Annotated in this window: 17 protein-coding genes; 8 read left to right on the plus strand and 9 right to left on the minus strand. The window is 35.0% G+C overall.

From position 1 onward, the window contains the following. Positions 1–162 precede the first annotated feature (162 nt). Entirely contained in the window at positions 163–390 is a 228-nt protein-coding gene (locus IE155_RS06755) for a hypothetical protein (protein WP_189377471.1), read from the plus strand. A 59-nt stretch (positions 391–449) separates the two neighbouring features. Beyond that, the gene (locus IE155_RS06760) at positions 450–698 is read left to right on the plus strand and encodes a hypothetical protein (protein WP_189377472.1); all 249 of its coding nucleotides are present in this window, start codon (positions 450–452) and stop codon (positions 696–698) included. 91 nt (positions 699–789) lie between these two features. On the opposite strand, the gene IE155_RS06765 is transcribed toward IE155_RS06760, so the two are convergent. Beyond that, entirely contained in the window at positions 790–1,638 is an 849-nt protein-coding gene (locus IE155_RS06765) for a LysR family transcriptional regulator (protein ID WP_189377473.1), read from the minus strand. A 158-nt stretch (positions 1,639–1,796) separates the two neighbouring features. On the opposite strand from IE155_RS06765, the gene rimK reads away from it, so the two are divergent. The 4 genes from rimK to IE155_RS06785 are packed head-to-tail and all read left to right on the plus strand — an operon-like array spanning position 1,797 to position 5,085. Then, a complete protein-coding gene (gene rimK / locus IE155_RS06770) occupies positions 1,797–2,702 on the plus strand; it encodes a 30S ribosomal protein S6--L-glutamate ligase (protein WP_189377474.1) in 906 nt (301 codons plus the stop codon). A gap of 11 nt (positions 2,703–2,713) precedes the next feature. Beyond that, a complete protein-coding gene (locus IE155_RS06775; RefSeq protein ID WP_189377475.1) occupies positions 2,714–3,733 on the plus strand; it encodes a succinylglutamate desuccinylase/aspartoacylase family protein in 1,020 nt (339 codons plus the stop codon). Between the two features lie 19 nt (positions 3,734–3,752). Beyond that, positions 3,753–4,178, plus strand: a complete 426-nt coding sequence (locus tag IE155_RS06780) for an ATP-dependent zinc protease family protein (RefSeq protein ID WP_189377547.1) — start codon at positions 3,753–3,755, stop codon at positions 4,176–4,178. A 46-nt stretch (positions 4,179–4,224) separates the two neighbouring features. Further along, positions 4,225–5,085 (plus strand): mechanosensitive ion channel family protein, encoded by an 861-nt coding sequence (locus IE155_RS06785; protein WP_189377476.1) that lies wholly within the window; start codon positions 4,225–4,227, stop codon positions 5,083–5,085. Positions 5,086–5,151: 66 nt separating this feature from the next. Here IE155_RS06785 and IE155_RS06790 read toward each other — a convergent pair whose 3' ends face one another. From IE155_RS06790 to rlmD, 3 genes are all read right to left on the minus strand, one after another. Next, a complete protein-coding gene (locus IE155_RS06790; RefSeq protein WP_189377477.1) occupies positions 5,152–6,006 on the minus strand; it encodes a mechanosensitive ion channel family protein in 855 nt (284 codons plus the stop codon). Between the two features lie 40 nt (positions 6,007–6,046). Further along, the gene (locus IE155_RS06795) at positions 6,047–6,691 is read right to left on the minus strand and encodes an MlaC/ttg2D family ABC transporter substrate-binding protein (protein WP_189377478.1); all 645 of its coding nucleotides are present in this window, start codon (positions 6,689–6,691) and stop codon (positions 6,047–6,049) included. Between the two features lie 147 nt (positions 6,692–6,838). Then, positions 6,839–8,176 (minus strand): 23S rRNA (uracil(1939)-C(5))-methyltransferase RlmD, encoded by a 1,338-nt coding sequence (gene rlmD / locus IE155_RS06800; protein WP_189377479.1) that lies wholly within the window; start codon positions 8,174–8,176, stop codon positions 6,839–6,841. Between the two features lie 256 nt (positions 8,177–8,432). On the opposite strand from rlmD, the gene IE155_RS06805 reads away from it, so the two are divergent. Next, entirely contained in the window at positions 8,433–9,623 is a 1,191-nt protein-coding gene (locus IE155_RS06805; protein WP_229817106.1) for a GGDEF domain-containing protein, read from the plus strand. A gap of 76 nt (positions 9,624–9,699) precedes the next feature. Here the strand turns inward: IE155_RS06805 and IE155_RS06810 are convergent, their stop codons facing one another. The 5 genes from IE155_RS06810 to IE155_RS06830 form a co-directional block, all read right to left on the minus strand. Next, positions 9,700–10,302 carry a Yip1 family protein gene (locus tag IE155_RS06810; RefSeq protein ID WP_189377480.1) on the minus strand — a complete coding sequence of 201 codons (603 nt, stop codon included), beginning with the start codon at positions 10,300–10,302 and terminating at the stop codon, positions 9,700–9,702. A 219-nt stretch (positions 10,303–10,521) separates the two neighbouring features. Continuing rightward, a complete protein-coding gene (locus IE155_RS06815) occupies positions 10,522–10,800 on the minus strand; it encodes a hypothetical protein (RefSeq protein ID WP_189377481.1) in 279 nt (92 codons plus the stop codon). A 297-nt stretch (positions 10,801–11,097) separates the two neighbouring features. Continuing rightward, positions 11,098–12,225, minus strand: coding sequence for a Vgb family protein (locus tag IE155_RS06820; protein WP_189377482.1), 1,128 nt, complete (start codon positions 12,223–12,225; stop codon positions 11,098–11,100). Between the two features lie 201 nt (positions 12,226–12,426). Further along, the gene (locus IE155_RS06825) at positions 12,427–13,002 is read right to left on the minus strand and encodes a class GN sortase (RefSeq protein ID WP_189377483.1); all 576 of its coding nucleotides are present in this window, start codon (positions 13,000–13,002) and stop codon (positions 12,427–12,429) included. 1 nt (position 13,003) lies between these two features. Next, positions 13,004–15,223, minus strand: a complete 2,220-nt coding sequence (locus IE155_RS06830; protein ID WP_189377484.1) for a marine proteobacterial sortase target protein — start codon at positions 15,221–15,223, stop codon at positions 13,004–13,006. A gap of 360 nt (positions 15,224–15,583) precedes the next feature. Here IE155_RS06830 and IE155_RS06835 point away from each other — a divergent pair, with 360 nt between their 5' ends. Beyond that, on the plus strand, positions 15,584–17,797 hold the full coding sequence (locus IE155_RS06835) for a M3 family metallopeptidase (protein ID WP_189377485.1): 2,214 nt from the start codon (positions 15,584–15,586) through the stop codon (positions 17,795–17,797). The last annotated feature ends 134 nt before the right edge of the window (positions 17,798–17,931 follow it).

The following is a 17,931-nucleotide window of genomic DNA, read 5'->3' on the forward strand; positions in this document are numbered from 1 at the left end:
TCTCACCTTTTATTTATTATTTTCAATAATTAATACTTTCTGTATTAGCCTTGTGTTTAATCAAAAATATTGATTAATAAAACGAAAATATTTCGCTTTTCTTTATTAAATATTGGGAACATTATTTACGAAATCCATTGTTAGTTTTGAAAGGGTGAGTAAATGAACATTGATTTATACGACGATAACGATATCGATATTGATGATGATTTAAACCTTGATTCTGGTATTGCTGGCTTTGAAATTGCCTATGGTACGCCAAAAAAAGCGATGATTAGAAGAACAGTGAAACAAAAACATCGAATTAGAGAGAAGTTAGAGTCGCTTTGTGAAAAACGTCGTTTTGATCGCGAAACAAATACGTTAAGTGATTATTGGGATAGACATTAATCTAGGGAGTTCCTAGGTTTATTTTAGATTTAACAAAAGTAATGAAAGAGAAAATAACTATGAAAAAAACACTTATTGCCTGCATATTGTTAACACTTGTTTCAAGTTCAAGCTTTGCACAAGAAGATGAAGTTGAATTAAAACAAGCATCTAAAGAATATGTCTTGTCATTATTAAAAATGTGTCAAGGTTATGCCGTTGAAGATGAAACACCTAAAGATGAGTTAGATGCATATTTGTTAACATGCATTAATGATGAACTAGAATCTGAAGATTATTATCCAATTAAAGCTTTACCGAAAGCCTAAGGATTAATTGTTAAGTTTAGAGCCAGGTTCAATGTGGATATTTATCTGGCTCTCACTTTTCATGTTAGTTTTAAATAGAATCGGATTAACTTTATGTTTTTAAGTGAGGAAATAATTGTAATGCTTGTTTTATTACTTCTGATTTCTGACTTTTTGCTAAATATATAGCATAAACGTCTCGTGTATATATCGGTGTATTCTCAACCATGTATAACTTTTCACTTTTTAAATAATCAAAGATCATTTGTCGAGGTAAATAAGCGCTGCCACCCGCATCAAGTATAAAATTTAAGGCTACTCTAGGTTGACTCATATAATGCTTAGCTGGTGGGGCATCATGAAATTCACGTAAATGTTGAGCGTTAACAGATTCACCGTAATCAACCATTATATAGTTTTCAAGGTTAAATACTTCATTACTATGACATGGTTCTGTTGATACTAGATGTAGTGGAACAGAAGCAATTTTTTCAGTCACTAACTCTTCCACATAAGGAGGTTCAAATAAAAAAGCAATATCTACAATTCTATTTAATACGCTTTTACGTAATTCAATCGGTGAATAAGTACTGGTGAATAGACTTACATCATCAATGTTTCGGTGAATTTTTTGTAGCCAGCCTTGTAATATAATATCCCAAATAGACATCATAGAACCAACAACAAGTTGTAAAGCATCGGTTTCAGCTATACTGATATCTTGTTTGGTTTTTTGCCACATTAACAGTAACTCATTGGCATGTTTTATTAATCGATGGCCCTCAGGGGTTATTTTTAAATGTTTTTGGCTACGATCAAATAATAAAACACCTAAGTCTTCCTCAAGTAACTTAATACGAGCACTTACAGCTGACTGAGTAATAAACAAGTTCTCGGACGCTAGCCTAAAGTGTAATGTTCTACTAACCTCTAAGAAGGTTTTTAATAACTCTATTTTCATAAAATCTATCTCAATATCTGCTGTAATCAATATTTTTGATTGAACTAAGCAAAATATAGCGTTTTATTGTCTTTAGCGTTGACTATACACTTTACATATATTTTTACATTAATTATTTTATTTCATCATTTAATAGATGAAATTAGGGTTTATCATTTATGAAAATTGCTATTTTATCAAGAAATTCAAACTTATATTCAACGCGTCGCTTAAAAGAAGCCGGAGAAGCGAAAGGACATGAGGTTGATATTATCGATACACTTCATTGTTATATGGATATTACCAGTAGTAGACCAACGGTACGTTATCACGGTGTAGAGTTACCGCAATACGATGCAATTATTCCTCGTATTGGAGCTTCAGTTACTTTTTATGGCACAGCGGTTGCGCGACAATTTGAAATGATGGGCACTTTTAACGTTAACGAATCTGTAGCTATTAGTCGCTCTAGAGATAAATTACGTTCATTACAATTATTATCAAGAAAAGGCATTGGTTTACCTCGTACAGGCTTTGCTAGTAAGCCAGATAACATAAAAGATTTGATTAAAAATGTTGGTGGAGCGCCCGTAGTAATTAAATTACTTGAAGGCACACAGGGTATTGGTGTGGTGTTAGCTGATACAGCAAAAGCTGCGGAAGCAATTATTGAGGCTTTTATGGGCCTTAAAGCTAATATTTTAGTGCAAGAGTTTGTGAAAGAAGCCGGCGGGGCTGATATTCGATGTTTAGTTATTGGTGGTCGTGTTGTTGCTGCTATGAAGCGTCAAGGTGCTGAAGGTGAGTTTCGCTCGAACTTACACCGTGGTGGTAGTGCTGAGGTTGTTAAACTTTCTAAAGCAGAAAGAGAGACTGCGGTAAATGCAGCAAAAGTTATGGGACTACATGTCTGTGGCGTTGACTTATTACGCTCTCAAAATGGCCCTATGGTCATGGAAGTTAATTCGTCTCCTGGTCTTGAAGGCATTGAAAAGGCAACAGGTAAAGATGTCGCTGGTATGGTTTTCGATTTTATAGAAAAAACGGCGAAACCACATAGTTCAAAAACAACAGGCAAAGGATAATAGGAAAATTGATGGCAGCATTACGAATTGGTGAGTTTGATATTTTACCGGGCGAACAGCGAAAAATTAACTTACCTGTAGCAAAGCTTTATACAGATGCTAGTGTTTCTTTACCTGTACATATTATACGCGGTAAAAGGCCCGGACCTACTATTTTTATTAGTGCCGCAGTACATGGCGATGAATTAAATGGTATTGAAATTATTAGACGTTTGATAGGTCAGAAAAAGTTTTCTATCACTAAAGGGACGGTAATTGCTGTACCAATGGTTAATGTATATGGTGTTGTAAACCAAAGTCGCTATATGCCAGACAGACGTGACCTTAACCGTTGTTTCCCAGGCTCAGCAAAAGGGTCTTTGGCAGGACGTGTAGCTCATATTTTTCTTAATGAAATAGTTAAACATTGTGACTATGGCATTGATTTACACACAGGCGCTATTCACCGTTCAAATTTACCACAAATTCGTGCTGATATGGATGATGAAGAAACTAAAAAATTAGCACAAGTTTTTGGTGCGCCAGTAGTGTTAAATTCTAACTTAGTTGATGGTTCGTTAAGAGAAGCTGCTGTTAAGAATCAAACTAAAGTATTGCTGTATGAAGCGGGTGAAGCATTACGTTTTGATGAATTTTCAATACGTGCGGGTATTAAGGGTATTCAAAACATTCTTCGTCACTTAGGAATGATGAGAAAATCAACATCGAAGAAAAAAGTATACGAACCTTATATAGCGAATAGTAGTCAGTGGTTAAGAGCTAATGCGAGTGGCATTTTTCATAGTATGGTTAATTTAGGTGATCAAGTAAACAAAGGCGATATTTTGGCTGAAATTGGCAGCCCTTATGGCGATATTATTGATGTGGTTAAAGCAACACGTTCGGGGATTTTAATTGGGAAACAAAATATTCCATTAGTACAAGAAGGTGAAGCTATGTTTCATGTGGCCTTTTTTAGTGAAGACGATGAAAATATTGCAGAGCAAATAGAGACAGTGCAAGAACTTCTATTACCCGATGTGAATAATTAAAAGAAATAAAGTTATGGAAATGATAAATAAAAAAACAATAGGTCGACTTGAAACCATTGCTTTACCTGATTTAGGTATTGAAGATTTACAGGTAAGAGTTGATACCGGTGCCAAAACATCATCACTACATGTTGATAATATTTGTAAATTTAAAAAAGGCGGTAAACTTTGGGTTAAGTTTGACATTCACCCAGATGTTCATAACGTTAAAACTATTGTCAATTGTAGTGCGCCAATAAGTGATATTCGTAAAATTAAATCATCTAATGGTACGTCTGAGCAGCGTTATGTGATCACAACACCAATCACATTAGGAAGTGACACTTGGCCGATTGAAATTACCTTAACTGATCGTTCTGATATGAATTATTTGATGTTATTTGGAAGAGAAGCCATTGGTTCACGCTTTTTAGTTGATCCTTCAGGTGTGTTTTTAAACTCGTAATGAATATTACCTTTTTGAAATGAAGAGATAGTGAGTTAAATACAATATGGTTGATGAAAATTTTAATAAGTTAATTAATTTCACTGTATTTAGTATAGATAGCCAACCGATAACTGTAGGGGAGATATTACTCATACCTGCTATTTTGTTTGTAGGGATCTTATTAACAAAATGGTTTGTAAGAATAATGACCAAACGTTTGTCAGCTAAACAAATAGATCCTAACGTTATTCAATTGTTACAGCGGGTTTTTTATGTTGTTGCTATCGCGATACTTGTAATTACATTGCTTGATTTAATTAAAGTTCCACTGACAGCATTTGCATTTTTATCAGGTGCTATAGCCATAGGGTTTGGTTTTGGTGCTCAGAATATCATTAATAATTTTATTAGTGGCTGGATTTTAATGTGGGAAAAACCAATACGCATTGGTGATTTTCTAGAAGTTGAAGAAGCGAAGGGGATTGTTGAGCAAATTAATACCAGATCCACTCGTATTCGACGGGTTGATGGTGTTCACATATTAATTCCTAATAGTAAATTACTTGAAAATACTGTAGTAAATTGGACTCTAGTTGATCGTTTAATTAGAACATCTGTGAGGGTAGGGGTTGCTTATGGTTCACCGGCCAAAAAGGTGGCAGATATTATTTTACAGGCCACTGTAGAGCAACCTGAAGTGTTACCTAACCCTAAACCTGTAGTCGTATTTGACGATTTTGGTGATAACTCATTAATCTTTGAAGTTAATTTTTGGATTAACTCTAATGTGGAAGGAGGTTTGCGAGTTACTCGAAGTAACATACGCTTTCGACTAGATGAGCTATTTGAAGAGCATAATATTGTAGTTGCATTTCCGCAACGCGATATTCATGTAGATGGTTCATTGGTTATTAAAAATAGCTGATCTCTAGCGTGTCAATAATTAGAGAGATAATGCCACTGCTTTGGTTTTATCTCTCTATTAATTTTACTAGGCAGGTTTAATTTGCTGACATTTAGCGAACCATAATGTCATAAAATCAGAAGTTAACTTTTGTTCAATTTCTAGTGCACGATCTGTTGGGCAGAATATAGTAAAAAATACTTGAGTATCACCTAAGTTAGAGGTTGCCACTTGGATATGTGGCTCAGGACCCGCAATATTTACATCTAATCGACTTTCAATTAACTGATTATAGCGAATAGCGACATCTCTAAAATCTTCACAATACTGGTTAGCCTTTACGGTTAATTCATCAATAAATTCAAATGGGTTTACACTGGCGTCACGGACAATAGTAAAATGATGCATAGTGTAACGTTTTAAAAAGTTTAAGTTTTTAATGGTGTGCGTAATTAGTTGGCTGTTAGGTAAATAAAGTGTTTTACCTGTGTATTGGTAATCGTCAATATTTACTTCCAGCAGGGTTAGTTTAGCCCAGTCGTTAGAATGTACCTCGCCAAAGTAATTACCTACCTGTACCCAATCGCCAATTCGAAAAGGGCGGTTAGACAATACATACAAAAAGCCAATAAAACATTGTATAAATTCACGAGTGGCTAATACTATTGCCACGATAAAAGCGGCAATTGAAAAAGCAAACTTTTGAATTTCTTCAGACCAGATATTAAAAACGATCACAATAAGCACCAAGGTAAAAATATTATTTACCATATTGATTTTTAGGCGCCTTTCTTGTTTCGATTTACGCTTTATTATTTTAACGAGTAAACGCTTAATTAAAACAAAAAAACCTAAAAGGATTAGCGTGACGATAAACTTATTATTTAAAATAAACTGATAAGAATTGATTATATCTGCCGATATGGTTGACCATATTGTCATAAGAATTGTTGAACCTAGGTTTTAAGTTAGTAGCTAAAAGCTATGAAGTGCTTTGATTAAGTTTTTTCAGTAGTAATAATGTTTCTTCAACCCCGATTTTATTAATACTTGCGTTGATCTCATTTTGTTTACTTTGAAGTAAGCTGATACCTTCTACCACGATATCAAAAAATTGCCAGTTGTCATTTTCTAGTTGTATTAATTTTACTATCGCTTTATTTGTTTTTTCTAGACCAACAATTTCTATATTGACCATTGCCATTTTTCCGCTTTTAGACAACGTACTTTGAGCAACCTTTATCGCTTCATTATTGTATTTACTTAATAATTGGCTATAAGAGTTTATTAATTGTAGAGATAATTCGTTAATAAATTCAGCCTTTAAATTTTCTGATAGTTTAGTTAAATTTTGGCCTAATACTTTATAGGTAAAATAACGTGTATTTACCTCTGGTAATAAGTGTTCAGTGAGTAATATTTTTATTTCAGCTTTGTTGAAACGATCACCTTGTTTTAATGCAATAAGTGATTGTTCTATATGAGTAAATACCTTCGTCACTTTTTTATCTGGTGATAAAGTACCTGAAGTTGCGTTATCAGCCATCGCAAGAGAAGAAATAAGTAGAGTCAGTAAGATAAAGATAAAAATCAGAGAGTTCACTCTATTATCTTTAGAGTTTTTCATAGTAAAACCTAATTCGAACATATATTTAACCTTAAAAGTAACGTTATTCTAACGTTTGAAATTAGTCTGACAACTGTATTAATTTTCTCATACTAATCAAAAAAAGTGATTAGCGTATCAACTCATATTTAATTCACCTATAGCGTACTAAGGTTTAACAAATAATGCCATTGTTTCAATGTGTTTAGTGTGTGGAAACATATTCATTAATGCGACTTTATTTAAAGTAAAACCAGCATCAGTGATCAGTTTACTGTCTCGAGCTAATGTTACAGGATCACATGAAATATACAAAATTCGTTTAAACTTTTTTAAAGGTAATTGCTGTAAAATGTCTAATGCACCAGCTCTCGAGGGATCTAAAACTAAGACATCGTATTCTTGTTGATACCATAACGCTTTTGACATGTTTTCTGTGAGATCTTGACAGTAAAAAGTAGCATTTTCAATTGCATTTAATTGCGCATTACTTCTAGCGACTGCAACGGAACTTTCAACGCCTTCAATTCCAACAACATTTTGAGCCGATATGGCCATAGCTAAGCTAAAGTTGCCTATGCCGCAAAAGAGATCTAATACGTTTTCATTCTCTTTAAGCGCAAGCCATTGAAGTGCTTGAGTGATCATCTTCTGGTTAACGAGATTATTTACTTGAATAAAGTTATTAAAATTAAATTTAAATACTAGGTCTTGTTGGTTAAGTTGATAACGAGGTAAACTCTCTTTTTGTTGATCAATAAAAATAAAGTTTTCTGTTTCACCTTCTAATACCAACTTCCATCCATTTTTTTCGCAAACTTTTTTTAATAATTCAACATCACTGGCAGGTAATGGCTTTATATGACGAACAATAACAAATGCGTGGTTAACACTACATAGTTGAATATGAGTGATGGCTTTGCCATTTTTTAATTGCGGTAATAACTGGCGAAAAGCTGTAAATATATTTTGATAACATTGTTCTAATATCAAACAATGTTCAATATTCACAATCTTTTTAGCGCCTTGCTGGCGAAAACCTAGTTGAAATACTTTTTTTTGTGGTTGGTAAAGTACTGCTATTCTTGCGCTTCTACGATAATGTAAGGTGTCTGATTCAATCGGAGTTTGCCAATTTAATTCATTTAATTGAGCAAATTTAGTAAATAATTGCCCAACCGCTTTTTGTTTCTCAACTAATTGTTGCGGTAGTTGTAAATGCTGTAATTGACAACCACCGCAAAGGTCAAAATGTGGACAAAAAGGTTTTATACGAAAAGAACTTTCATTTATAACTTTATTGGTAGTGAAACGTTCATAGCGTGATTTTTGTTGTACAGAGGTCGCTAATATTGTCTCTTTTGGAAGTGCGCCTTCAACAAAGCACACCTTATTGTCTATACGGGTAATACCAACCCCTTCATGGCTCAGCGAATCTATGGTTAATTTGCGCTGTGATTTATGCTTGGTCGTTTTATTTTTAGGCGGTTTGAAAAATGTAACCAACGTATTAACCTTTCTTTTTATCTATGAGTATTTTCAAATACGATAAGTCATGCATTATTCCTTTTTAAAAGAAAAGTGACTCGTGTTAGAAATCTCTATATTATTGAGTTATATCATTATTATTTTGCCTATCCATAAATGAAACAAAATAGATAATATTGGTAATATTATCTCATATAGATTCTTTTAGTGCTGATTAATTTTTTTTCATTTAAAAAGGTGGTTGTGCATACATGATTAATACAGAGGTCACTTTTTGATTTTTAAGTTAGAAGGTTTTAAAACCACTCTTTGGAGCGCTTTATGCTCATCGTTAGCATTTTTTCTCGCATTTTATTCCTTTAATTATTGGCAGAATAAAGTTTACTTAATAGAGCAAGTATTATTGGGATTATTTCTTGTCTCTGTTGTATTTTCCGCTCAGTTTAGCCGTAGTCGTTTTTCATTACTCACTATTTTATGGTTGATATATTACCTTGTTGAAAGTCAATGGTTACCAGGAAAAGCATATTTTGAAAGTGAAAATGAATGGGTTTACCTCTCAGGTATATTCAGCTTAACGTTACTTGTATTTATCAAAGATAGAGGATTGTTATCACTACATGGTTTATTACGAGTTTTCTCCCTAGTAGTTGTTATTTTAGTAGCTAAAGCATGGCTCTTTATTAGTGTTTGGCTGTTTGCTTATTTACAGCCTCTAACTTTACCTTATTTAGATATTTTATTGATAAAAATAGAGGTTCCCTTATATATTTTAGGCATTGCAATCTTGTATAAAAGCCTGAGCACGCCAAATCTACTTGTTTCTTCAATACTAACCTCGTTTGTTGTTTGGTCACTGTTATATAAGCAGCAAATAGAACTGCCTTTAAGTGTGACAATGACATTGCTATTGTTGCAATATATTTTAGTGGTAGTTATAGACTCTTATTACCTTGCTTATAGAGACGAACTTACTGGATTAGCATCGCGTCGATCTTTAAATCAATTGGCTTTATCATTAAGTCGAAAATATACGGTAGCTATGCTTGATATCGATCATTTCAAAAAATTTAATGATACTTATGGTCATGATATTGGCGATCAGGTATTGAAACTTGTCGCAGCAAAATTAGCGCAAGTAAAGAATGGTGGTCGGGTATTTAGGTACGGCGGTGAAGAATTTACAGTGGTCTTCCCACGTAAAGAGTCGGCAGACACGCTTGGTGAGTTAGAACGTTTACGTCAAGCAATTGCTGATTATAAAATCACCATTCGACATCCCGTAAGAAAAACCAAAAAAGAGCGTGATAGTAAGCAATCTACAACTTATAAAACGGTTAGTGTGACTATTTCAATTGGTGTAGCAACTCGTCAAGCAAAAGAAAGTTTTGAACAAACCTTAAAGCGAGCAGATCAAGCATTATATCGAGCCAAAAAAGCCGGCCGTAACAAAGTCAGTGAGTAATAGGGTAAAATATTTTAAATATAAAAAAGCAGCGATATTCGCTGCTTTTTTTGTATTCTATTACAAATAGAAATGATTAATGAGGGATGTAGTCGGCGTTAAATCCCATACCGAAAAGTACTGCGCTCGTAGCCATCAAGGCAACAATTAGTACTAATCCACAGGTAACAACTGAGCTTGAATATATAAAACCTTTCTCTTCTGGAATATTCATCATTATAGGTACGCCTGAATATAATAGATAAATAGAGTAAGTTAACGCGGCTAGCCCCACTATTGCGACAAACCATAGTACAGGGTATAACGCAGATAAACCTGACATGAGTAATGGTGTTGCCGTGTAGGCTGCTAGTTCCAATGATTGTGTAAAATCAGGTTTAGCATCAAATGTTGTAGCCATCCACTGAATTAAGTAGGCAAGTGCTAATACACCAACTATTAACCCCGCATACATAGCTATAGACATTGTTATTGCACTAGTTTGTGATAACTTGATGACGTCTCCTGCTCCAATTGCCCAACCCAGATGCGCGGTAGCATAATAACTACAAATAGCAGGAATTAATGCGATTACTAATATATGAACCATACTGTACATCAAGCTTTCATGACGTTTTTCGATTGTCTGCCATTCTTCTTTTGGGTGAGCATAAAGCCCCCATATATGATTTAATATCATAGTTTATCCTCTTGCAGTCCCCAATTACGCTAACACTAGAATACTCTAATCATTAGCATTGATTTCAACGTTATTATTTTTTTTGTTGATAATCTATTTATGTAAGATGTTGAAGAGTTCGTCAAGGATTGATTGAAAAAATGATTAATTATAGGGCAAATTGTTTATTTTTATAGCTATAATAACTTAAAATGATAATCAGTAGATTGTTTTTATATATTAAGCGACTTTGATCCTCACCACATTCATAACTTCTATTTCCATTCCAGCAATATTCTCAGTTGCTGGGTAATAAGTCATATTGACGAGGTTACCTGCAAGTGATTGATATTTCTTACGGCGTTTATATTTAAATGGAACGGCAATATTTTCAATCATTATCGTATTAATCAGCCATTCATCATGCTCTCTTTGTACATGAGAGGACACTTTTAAATTTTCGCTATGAATAAGATCTTTGTGTTTTTCAACTAATTTTTTAATGACATTCTTTGACATATTAACCTTATGTTTTCCATTAGGAATATTACTCGGTATTGTTTTTTATATCTGTTATTGGGCTTTGTACTACAAGACTGAACACATTTTATTAAATATTTCTACTCTAAAGCTTAACAGGTGAATAGAAGTGACAAAAGCCTTACTCTGGGATTTTCTTAACACTCTCTGAGCTGGGTTACTAGGAATTTACATAAAACTACTATGATACATATTACTAGCGCCTTGCTCAGACAGTGCTCCAACTGATAACGTTTTAGTACGACAGGCAACAGAGCCTAAGTCATGTTATCATTTTTATTGAATATTAACTCTGATAACTTTATTGGTACTACTTTGATGAATTAACAAATTACCATCTAAGGTTGGGCGCATATGCCTAATGATTCCAGCATAGACCTGATCAGAAGGTATCGCCCAGCTTTGGAAACTCTCGTTAATTGGATTAAATTTAACTAAGGCATCGGGTCTCATACCTGACTCGTTGTACCACACCATATTATCTACAATAGCGATAGCATAAGGGTGTGATTTACTACCACTGGGTGATGGCCATTCTTTAATTTCTCCGTTGTTAGGGTTATATCTTCCTAGTCGCCCTTGTGAAGAGTTGACATACCAAATCATTCCATCATCGGCTATATCTAGCCTACGTACTCTTGTTGCTTCATTAGGTAACATTATATCGGTTAACTCCATGGTTTGAGGGTTAACCTTTACTAAGCAGTTTCTCCCGTTACATGCGACCCAAGGGGTGCCATTAGCATCAATTTTAATACCATAAGGTTTAGATTTTGGGGAGTTCATAGTAACTAACTTTATGTCACCAGTATTAGGGTTTAATCTGCCGATCATATTACTGTGCTGTAAAGTAAACCAAAGTATCCCTTTATCATCAAAAATAGCGCTGTGGGGATCTTTTGCCTCCTTGTTAGGCATCTTAAATTCGGTGATTTTTTCTGTTTTAATGTCTAATTTACCCACACTGCCATTTTTATTACCGGTATACCAAATATTGCCATGACGATCTGTGGTTACAGTATGAGGCATTGAGTTTTCAGGCAATATGTATTCTTTCATTTCACCAGTGTTTGGGTTTATACGACCTATAAGGTTTGCTCGTTGTCCAGCCCACCAAATAGAACCGTCAGCCGCTTCAATAGGATCGCGTGAACGCTGTCCAAGGGTAGGGGTATGCCATTGGGTAAAGCTTATATTGGTTTCGCCAGAAATAAGCGTTGGAGAGCGTAACGTATTTGGTGAGTAGTTTTCAGCAAGATAATTAAAAATATGTTGCTCAACTTCAGGTTGTGTCGATAAGTCTATCATGGTTCTTGTTAAAGTTTTCCAACCATTAGCGGTGTAACCTGAACTACGCGTGATTAAGTTTGTTTGATGGCAAGCTGTACAATATTGTTCTACCAACTTTTTACCTTTGTTATTGTTTTTATCTTCAGTTAGTTCAACGCCTGAACCCTAAGCAAAGCTTGCCGTGGAATGGATGCAGGTAATAATCAAAAGTAATAACTTTATGCAATTATGTTTAATCATTGTCTTATTCCTATTTTTTAAGCTTAAGCCTAATTTCTTTTAGGGAAATTAGAAGAACCTAATATTATTCTCAGGCTATATAAGTTTCGCGGTAATAACATAACGTTCATTTGTGTTATTACCTACACTGCTAAAAGGATAACAAGTAATTAAAATTAAGCTACTATTGTTTGTAACAATAGGTAATTGCCCAGAAGAAGCGTCAATAATATCAATAGCTTCAACTTGATAAAGTTGGCTTTTACCGTATTGGTCCGTCATTGAAATAACATCTTTCATTATTACATCCTCTAAAAAAGAAAAATGACTATCATTATGCCCCGCAACTACAAATGCACTGGTATGGTTAGCTAGATTAAATGGAGCTATAGCTCCTGCTGAAAATGCTAAGGTGGTGGGATCGCCTCCATTTAATACCACAATATCTTTTTCTATACGTTTAAAGGACAATTCAGCAATTGGAAAAGTATCAGCCCAAGGCCATGGTTTTATTGCTACTTTCTTACGATATAGTTTTTGTTGGTCAATAGACTGGTGCCAGCTATAACTAATTAACTGTTGCGAAAGCCAAGCTTTTGCGGGCAACCAACTGGCATGAATGCAAAGTAGCCCTCCTATGACGAATAAAATATATATAAAAATTAATTTCATATTACTTAGATTTTACTCGTAAGATGAGTAACCCTAGTGAAACGAGTATTAGCCCAATTAGAAATTGCTGTTGCCACCCTAATGCAGTTTTAGGAACGGCTACCATAAAACTGTTGTGTGAATTTTTAGCAGTATTCATTTTTTTAAGTGTGGATTCATGCGCCTTCTCCGCTGCTTTTTCTACGGCAATAAAGCTGGTGTAAGGGGAAATTATTTGATGAGCGAGTGAAACCGAGATAACGTGTCCCTTAACCTCGCCTTTATCAACACCCATGACTAAACCATCGAGTAAATCTTCAATTTTATTACGTGCCCAAATACTTGATATTCCTTGAGAAGGATAGGTATCGTCAATAAAAAGTAGTTTTTGCCATGACTTTTTAGCTGTATCTCCCGTTAATTCAATACTAGTAATAGGGTGTTTGGATTTTATTGCGACCTGCATCGGTTCGCCTAAATATAAGTCAGCTATCTTTTTTGGATATATTTCAATGTTCTGATGAATATTATTGTCAACTTTTAGCTCAATATTACTGAGTGCAGGTTGGCTGATTTTGGTCATTAATGCGGATATTTTATTTCGTACCTGATTTATATTTTGGATATAAACAAAACTTCCCCGACCAAACTGTGCGGCTTTTTTCATGAAGTAACCATTGGGTGCCGCACCAATACCAACCGTAAACAAACGAAAGTTATTGTGTGCTCCGGCAAGCAACTTCATTAACTCAAACTCATTTGCAACGGCGCCATCGGTGATAAATACGACTTGACGAATAGCTCGTGTTGATTGAGCCGTATTTTTTGCCATTACTAATGCTTGGCTTAAAGGTCGGTACATTTCGGTACCGCCATCGGCATTTAAGTTGTCTATAAATTGGTGGGCTTGACTAATGGTGGTTTCATTTACCATCTGTGTTTTCGTAAACAATAAATCAACCGTATGATTAAAGGCGATAATATTAAAACTATCGTTGTTATTAAGTAGCGCTATTCCTTGTTGTAAACTATGTTTTGCTTGTGCGATTGAAGCGCCTTGCATTGAACCAGAGGTGTCTATAATAAAAATCACATCACGAGCAAAAATTTCAGTGGCTTTTGTTTGCGGAGGAAAAAAAGTTAACAGTGTATAGTGCTCATCGTCGACCTTTTCTGTATAGCTACTTATTTGTGGTGCTTGCATCGGCTTAAGTTGCCAAGTTAAATTGAAGTTTTTATTAGCCAGTGTTTGTGCTTTAGAGAGGGTAATTAGATATTGTGAGAGCTGATTATTTAACGGTTTGGTGTTAATTTTATGACTGGCACTGTGTATGGTTGAAATTTCCGCTCCTGCATCAAGTTTAATATCAATAGATGCTTGGCTTTTAGCTAGCGTATTTGAAGGTGATGCATTCAACGTGAGAAAAGGGTGCGATAAGCTATATTGCGTAGATTCGTTAAAGTCAGGCACATCTAACTCTACGACTTGATTATCTATTTCGGTTATTTCTGCAGGTGATTGTTGAAATTGGTGCGGGCTATATCGAGTGGTCATAGCTAATGGCAAGTTAATCGCTAGTTCACCGTCAGAATATGCTACCGGCATAATGAAAGTAAGGGTTACTACAACAGTTGAATGAGCAGGAATGTTAGCTATATGGTTAGTAAATAAGTTTGCACGTTGTTGCTGCACTAAGCTGGCTTTTTTACCTTGCTGTTTAGCATGTTGATATCGCTCTTTAGCTATTTTTTTCTCCATAATTTGACCAACAATTTCCTTATCCCCAATTTTTATCACTAAGTGCTTAACTGCAGAGTTTTCAGGTAATGGAAATTGATACTTACCTTCTAACTCAGCAGCATAAGGGTTGATAAATACTTGTTTAATTGTTGTGTATGCAATTAAACCACTAATCTCTACATTGGCATTTATATCAATTGGAAGTCCTATGTGTTGATAATTATTAGGATGATCAAATATTAATTGCGGACTATAAATTAAATTATTATCGTGATTTGTTCCGTTTTGAGAGGGGATTGTTTCTGTTAATGACAAGTTAGCCGCTTGAATATTGATGTGTTGACTTTGTGCTAACGGCACAATGACGGTAATTAAAAAAACTAAAAGTGTCACGAGGATAATCAGCTTCAGCCATTTTCGCCGTTGTTTCTTACGTTTTTGTTGATATATATATGAGTCTTGATAATCAATAAATTGAATTTTTTTATATGAATTAAACACCTGTACTCTCCAATACTTTGTAATAATGTTATTGAAACAAACAAAAAAGTGCTTTGTGGGGTGGAATTAAGGCAATGTAATGAGCAATAGTGGCAAAATTATGGCTCAACTTTGATTAGGTAAATTTATACCGACTTAATTGTTAGCAACAGTATTGATATATGTCGGTTAATTTGAAGCAGCAGATGTGATGTTCACAATAGTTTACTTTTTCAATGAATAGACATGTTTGGATACACCTTTCGTTATTAACACATATTGTATCGTTCAAAGGCATCGTTTATTCTTGAATGAATAGTCTTTGCGCTACACGCGTTTTTTAGGGCCCGCAGTTGGGCCTAATTACTTAGAGAGGTATCAATGCGATTCACTATTTTAAGCCGTAAACTGTTACTTAGCGTTTCAAGCGCTGCGTTAATAGGTGCAGCAGCAACTCCAGCATTGGCTGATGATCATACAAAGAAAATGACCACAGACAAATTAAATAAAGTTAGTGCAATTCATGCAAACAGTGATGTTGCGAAAAAAAATAGCATATTACAAACATGGACAGGACCTTATGACGGCGTACCAGCATGGGATAAAATAAAAATAGCTGATTTCCCTAGTGCTTTTCAATTTATCATGGATAAGGTTAAGTCTGAAATTAATACTATTCGTGATAACCCAGCTCCGGCTACTTTTGACAACTTCACGTTACCTATGGAACTTGCTGGCAATGCTGCGGATGAACTTTTTTCTATTTGGGGCGTTCACTCAAGTAATTTATCTAATGCAGAAATTCGCAAAATTCAAGGGGAATGGATGCCTAAGGTTTCTGCTTTCTTTAACGAGTTAACATTAGATCCTAAGTTGCTAGAAAAAACCAAAACTGTTTATGAAAATAGAATGTCGGCTGGTTTAAATGCACAGCAATTACGTTTAGTTGAACGTAACTATGAACAACTTGTTCGCAATGGTGCTTTGCTAAAAGGTGAAGATAAAGAAAAACTTATCGCGCTAAATACAGAATTGGCAAAGGCTTTTAACGAGTTTTCTAATAAAGTACTTGCTGATGAAGAAACCTATATTTACCTCACTGATAAAGCGGATTTAGCTGGGCTACCTGAGAGCTTTATTGCTTCTATAAAAGCGGCTGCAGAAGCACAAGGGAAAAAGGGCTGGGCATTGAAAAATACACGCTCGGTAATGCAACCATTTCTTCAAAACTCTACGCGTCGTGATTTACGTGAAAAAGTCTATAACGCATACATAAATCGCGGTGATAATGGCGATGCAAATGATACTAATGCCACGATAGCTAAAATTTTAAAATTACGTGCTGATCGCGCTAAAGTATTAGGCTTTAAAACTCACGCCCATTACCGTATGGCAGACACTATGGCGAAAGAGCCAGAAGCTGCTATGGAATTAATGATGAAAGTTTGGCCTGCAGCTATCGGACGTGTAAAAGAAGAAGTTGCTGATATGCAGGCAGTAGCAGATGCAGAAGGTGCAAATATTACCATAGCTCCTTGGGATTATCGTTTTTATGCAGAAAAAGTACGTAAAGCAAAGTATGATCTTGATGAAGCTGAGATCAAGCCTTACTTCAAACTTGATAACATGGTGGATGCCATGTTTGATGCTGCAGGTAAACTCTATGGCATGGATTTCACTGAAAACACAGGTACTGTTCCAGTATTTGATCCTGAAGTGCGAACTTTTGAAGTGAAACGTGGTGATAAAGTTATTGGCTTATTCTATCTTGATAACTTCGCAAGAGAAGGTAAACGTTCTGGTGCATGGATGACTACATATCGTAGCCAGCATGAATTAGGTGGTAAAAACCGTTATGTACTTGCATCAAACAACAATAACTTTGTTAAAGGTGGAGAAGGACAACCTACCTTGATAAGTCTAGATGACGCGTCAACATTATTCCATGAGTTTGGACATGCGTTGCATTATCTTAACTATGATATTACTTATCCTGGTTTAGGCGGAACACCAAGAGATTTTGTAGAATATCCGAGCCAAGTAAACGAAAATTGGTTATTAACTCGCTACATATTAGACAATTATGCAAAACATGCCGAAACAGGTAAACCAATGCCACAAGCATTAGTGGATAAAATTAATAAGTCGAAAACCTTTAATGAAGGTTTCTCTACTGTTGAATATTTATCTTCAGCCATTGTTGACATGATGCTACATAATCGTGAAGAGCCGGTAACTGATCCTGATGCATTTGAGCGTGAAACGCTAAGTAAAATTAAGATGCCAAAAGAAATCGTAATGCGTCATCGTTTGCCACATTTTAATCATTTATTCTCTTCTGATTCATACTCAGCAGGCTATTATAGCTACTTATGGTCTGAAACTATGGATGCAGATACTTGGGCAGCATTTGAAGAGACTGGCAATGTATGGGATAAAGAAACTGCCGAGCGTTTTCGTTCAATTATTCTTGCAACGGGTAATGAAACTGACCGTAAGGAAGCTTATCGTAAGTTCCGAGGTCGTGATCCAGAGGTTAAATATATCCTTAAAAAACGTGGCTTCCCCGTTCCAGGTGAAGGTGATAAAAAATAAAGCTAGCCAATTAATAAGTTAGTTGAATTTTTAATAGGGGAGTGCATCAGCACTCCCTTTTTTATAACCCTTACATACATTTAAGTATGAATGATTTTACGTTAATAAAAATTAGCCAGATCATTATTAAAATG

It is taken from the genome of Thalassotalea profundi (genome assembly GCF_014653195.1).
GTDB lineage: Bacteria > Pseudomonadota > Gammaproteobacteria > Enterobacterales > Alteromonadaceae > Thalassotalea_B > Thalassotalea_B profundi.

Bases quoted from the DNA above. Each gene is read 5' to 3' on its own strand.
- IE155_RS06760 (WP_189377472.1), top strand. From the start codon at position 450: ATGAAAAAAACACTTATTGCCTGCATATTGTTAACACTTGTTTCAAGT.
- IE155_RS06825 (WP_189377483.1), bottom strand. From the start codon at position 13,002: ATGAAATTAATTTTTATATATATTTTATTCGTCATAGGAGGGCTACTT.
- rimK (WP_189377474.1), top strand. From the start codon at position 1,797: ATGAAAATTGCTATTTTATCAAGAAATTCAAACTTATATTCAACGCGT.
- IE155_RS06780 (WP_189377547.1), top strand. From the start codon at position 3,753: ATGATAAATAAAAAAACAATAGGTCGACTTGAAACCATTGCTTTACCT.
- IE155_RS06765 (WP_189377473.1), bottom strand. From the start codon at position 1,638: ATGAAAATAGAGTTATTAAAAACCTTCTTAGAGGTTAGTAGAACATTA.
- IE155_RS06795 (WP_189377478.1), bottom strand. From the start codon at position 6,691: ATGAAAAACTCTAAAGATAATAGAGTGAACTCTCTGATTTTTATCTTT.
- IE155_RS06810 (WP_189377480.1), bottom strand. From the start codon at position 10,302: ATGATATTAAATCATATATGGGGGCTTTATGCTCACCCAAAAGAAGAA.
- IE155_RS06785 (WP_189377476.1), top strand. From the start codon at position 4,225: ATGGTTGATGAAAATTTTAATAAGTTAATTAATTTCACTGTATTTAGT.
- IE155_RS06835 (WP_189377485.1), top strand. From the start codon at position 15,584: ATGCGATTCACTATTTTAAGCCGTAAACTGTTACTTAGCGTTTCAAGC.
- IE155_RS06815 (WP_189377481.1), bottom strand. From the start codon at position 10,800: ATGTCAAAGAATGTCATTAAAAAATTAGTTGAAAAACACAAAGATCTT.
- IE155_RS06775 (WP_189377475.1), top strand. From the start codon at position 2,714: ATGGCAGCATTACGAATTGGTGAGTTTGATATTTTACCGGGCGAACAG.
- IE155_RS06790 (WP_189377477.1), bottom strand. From the start codon at position 6,006: ATGACAATATGGTCAACCATATCGGCAGATATAATCAATTCTTATCAG.
- IE155_RS06755 (WP_189377471.1), top strand. From the start codon at position 163: ATGAACATTGATTTATACGACGATAACGATATCGATATTGATGATGAT.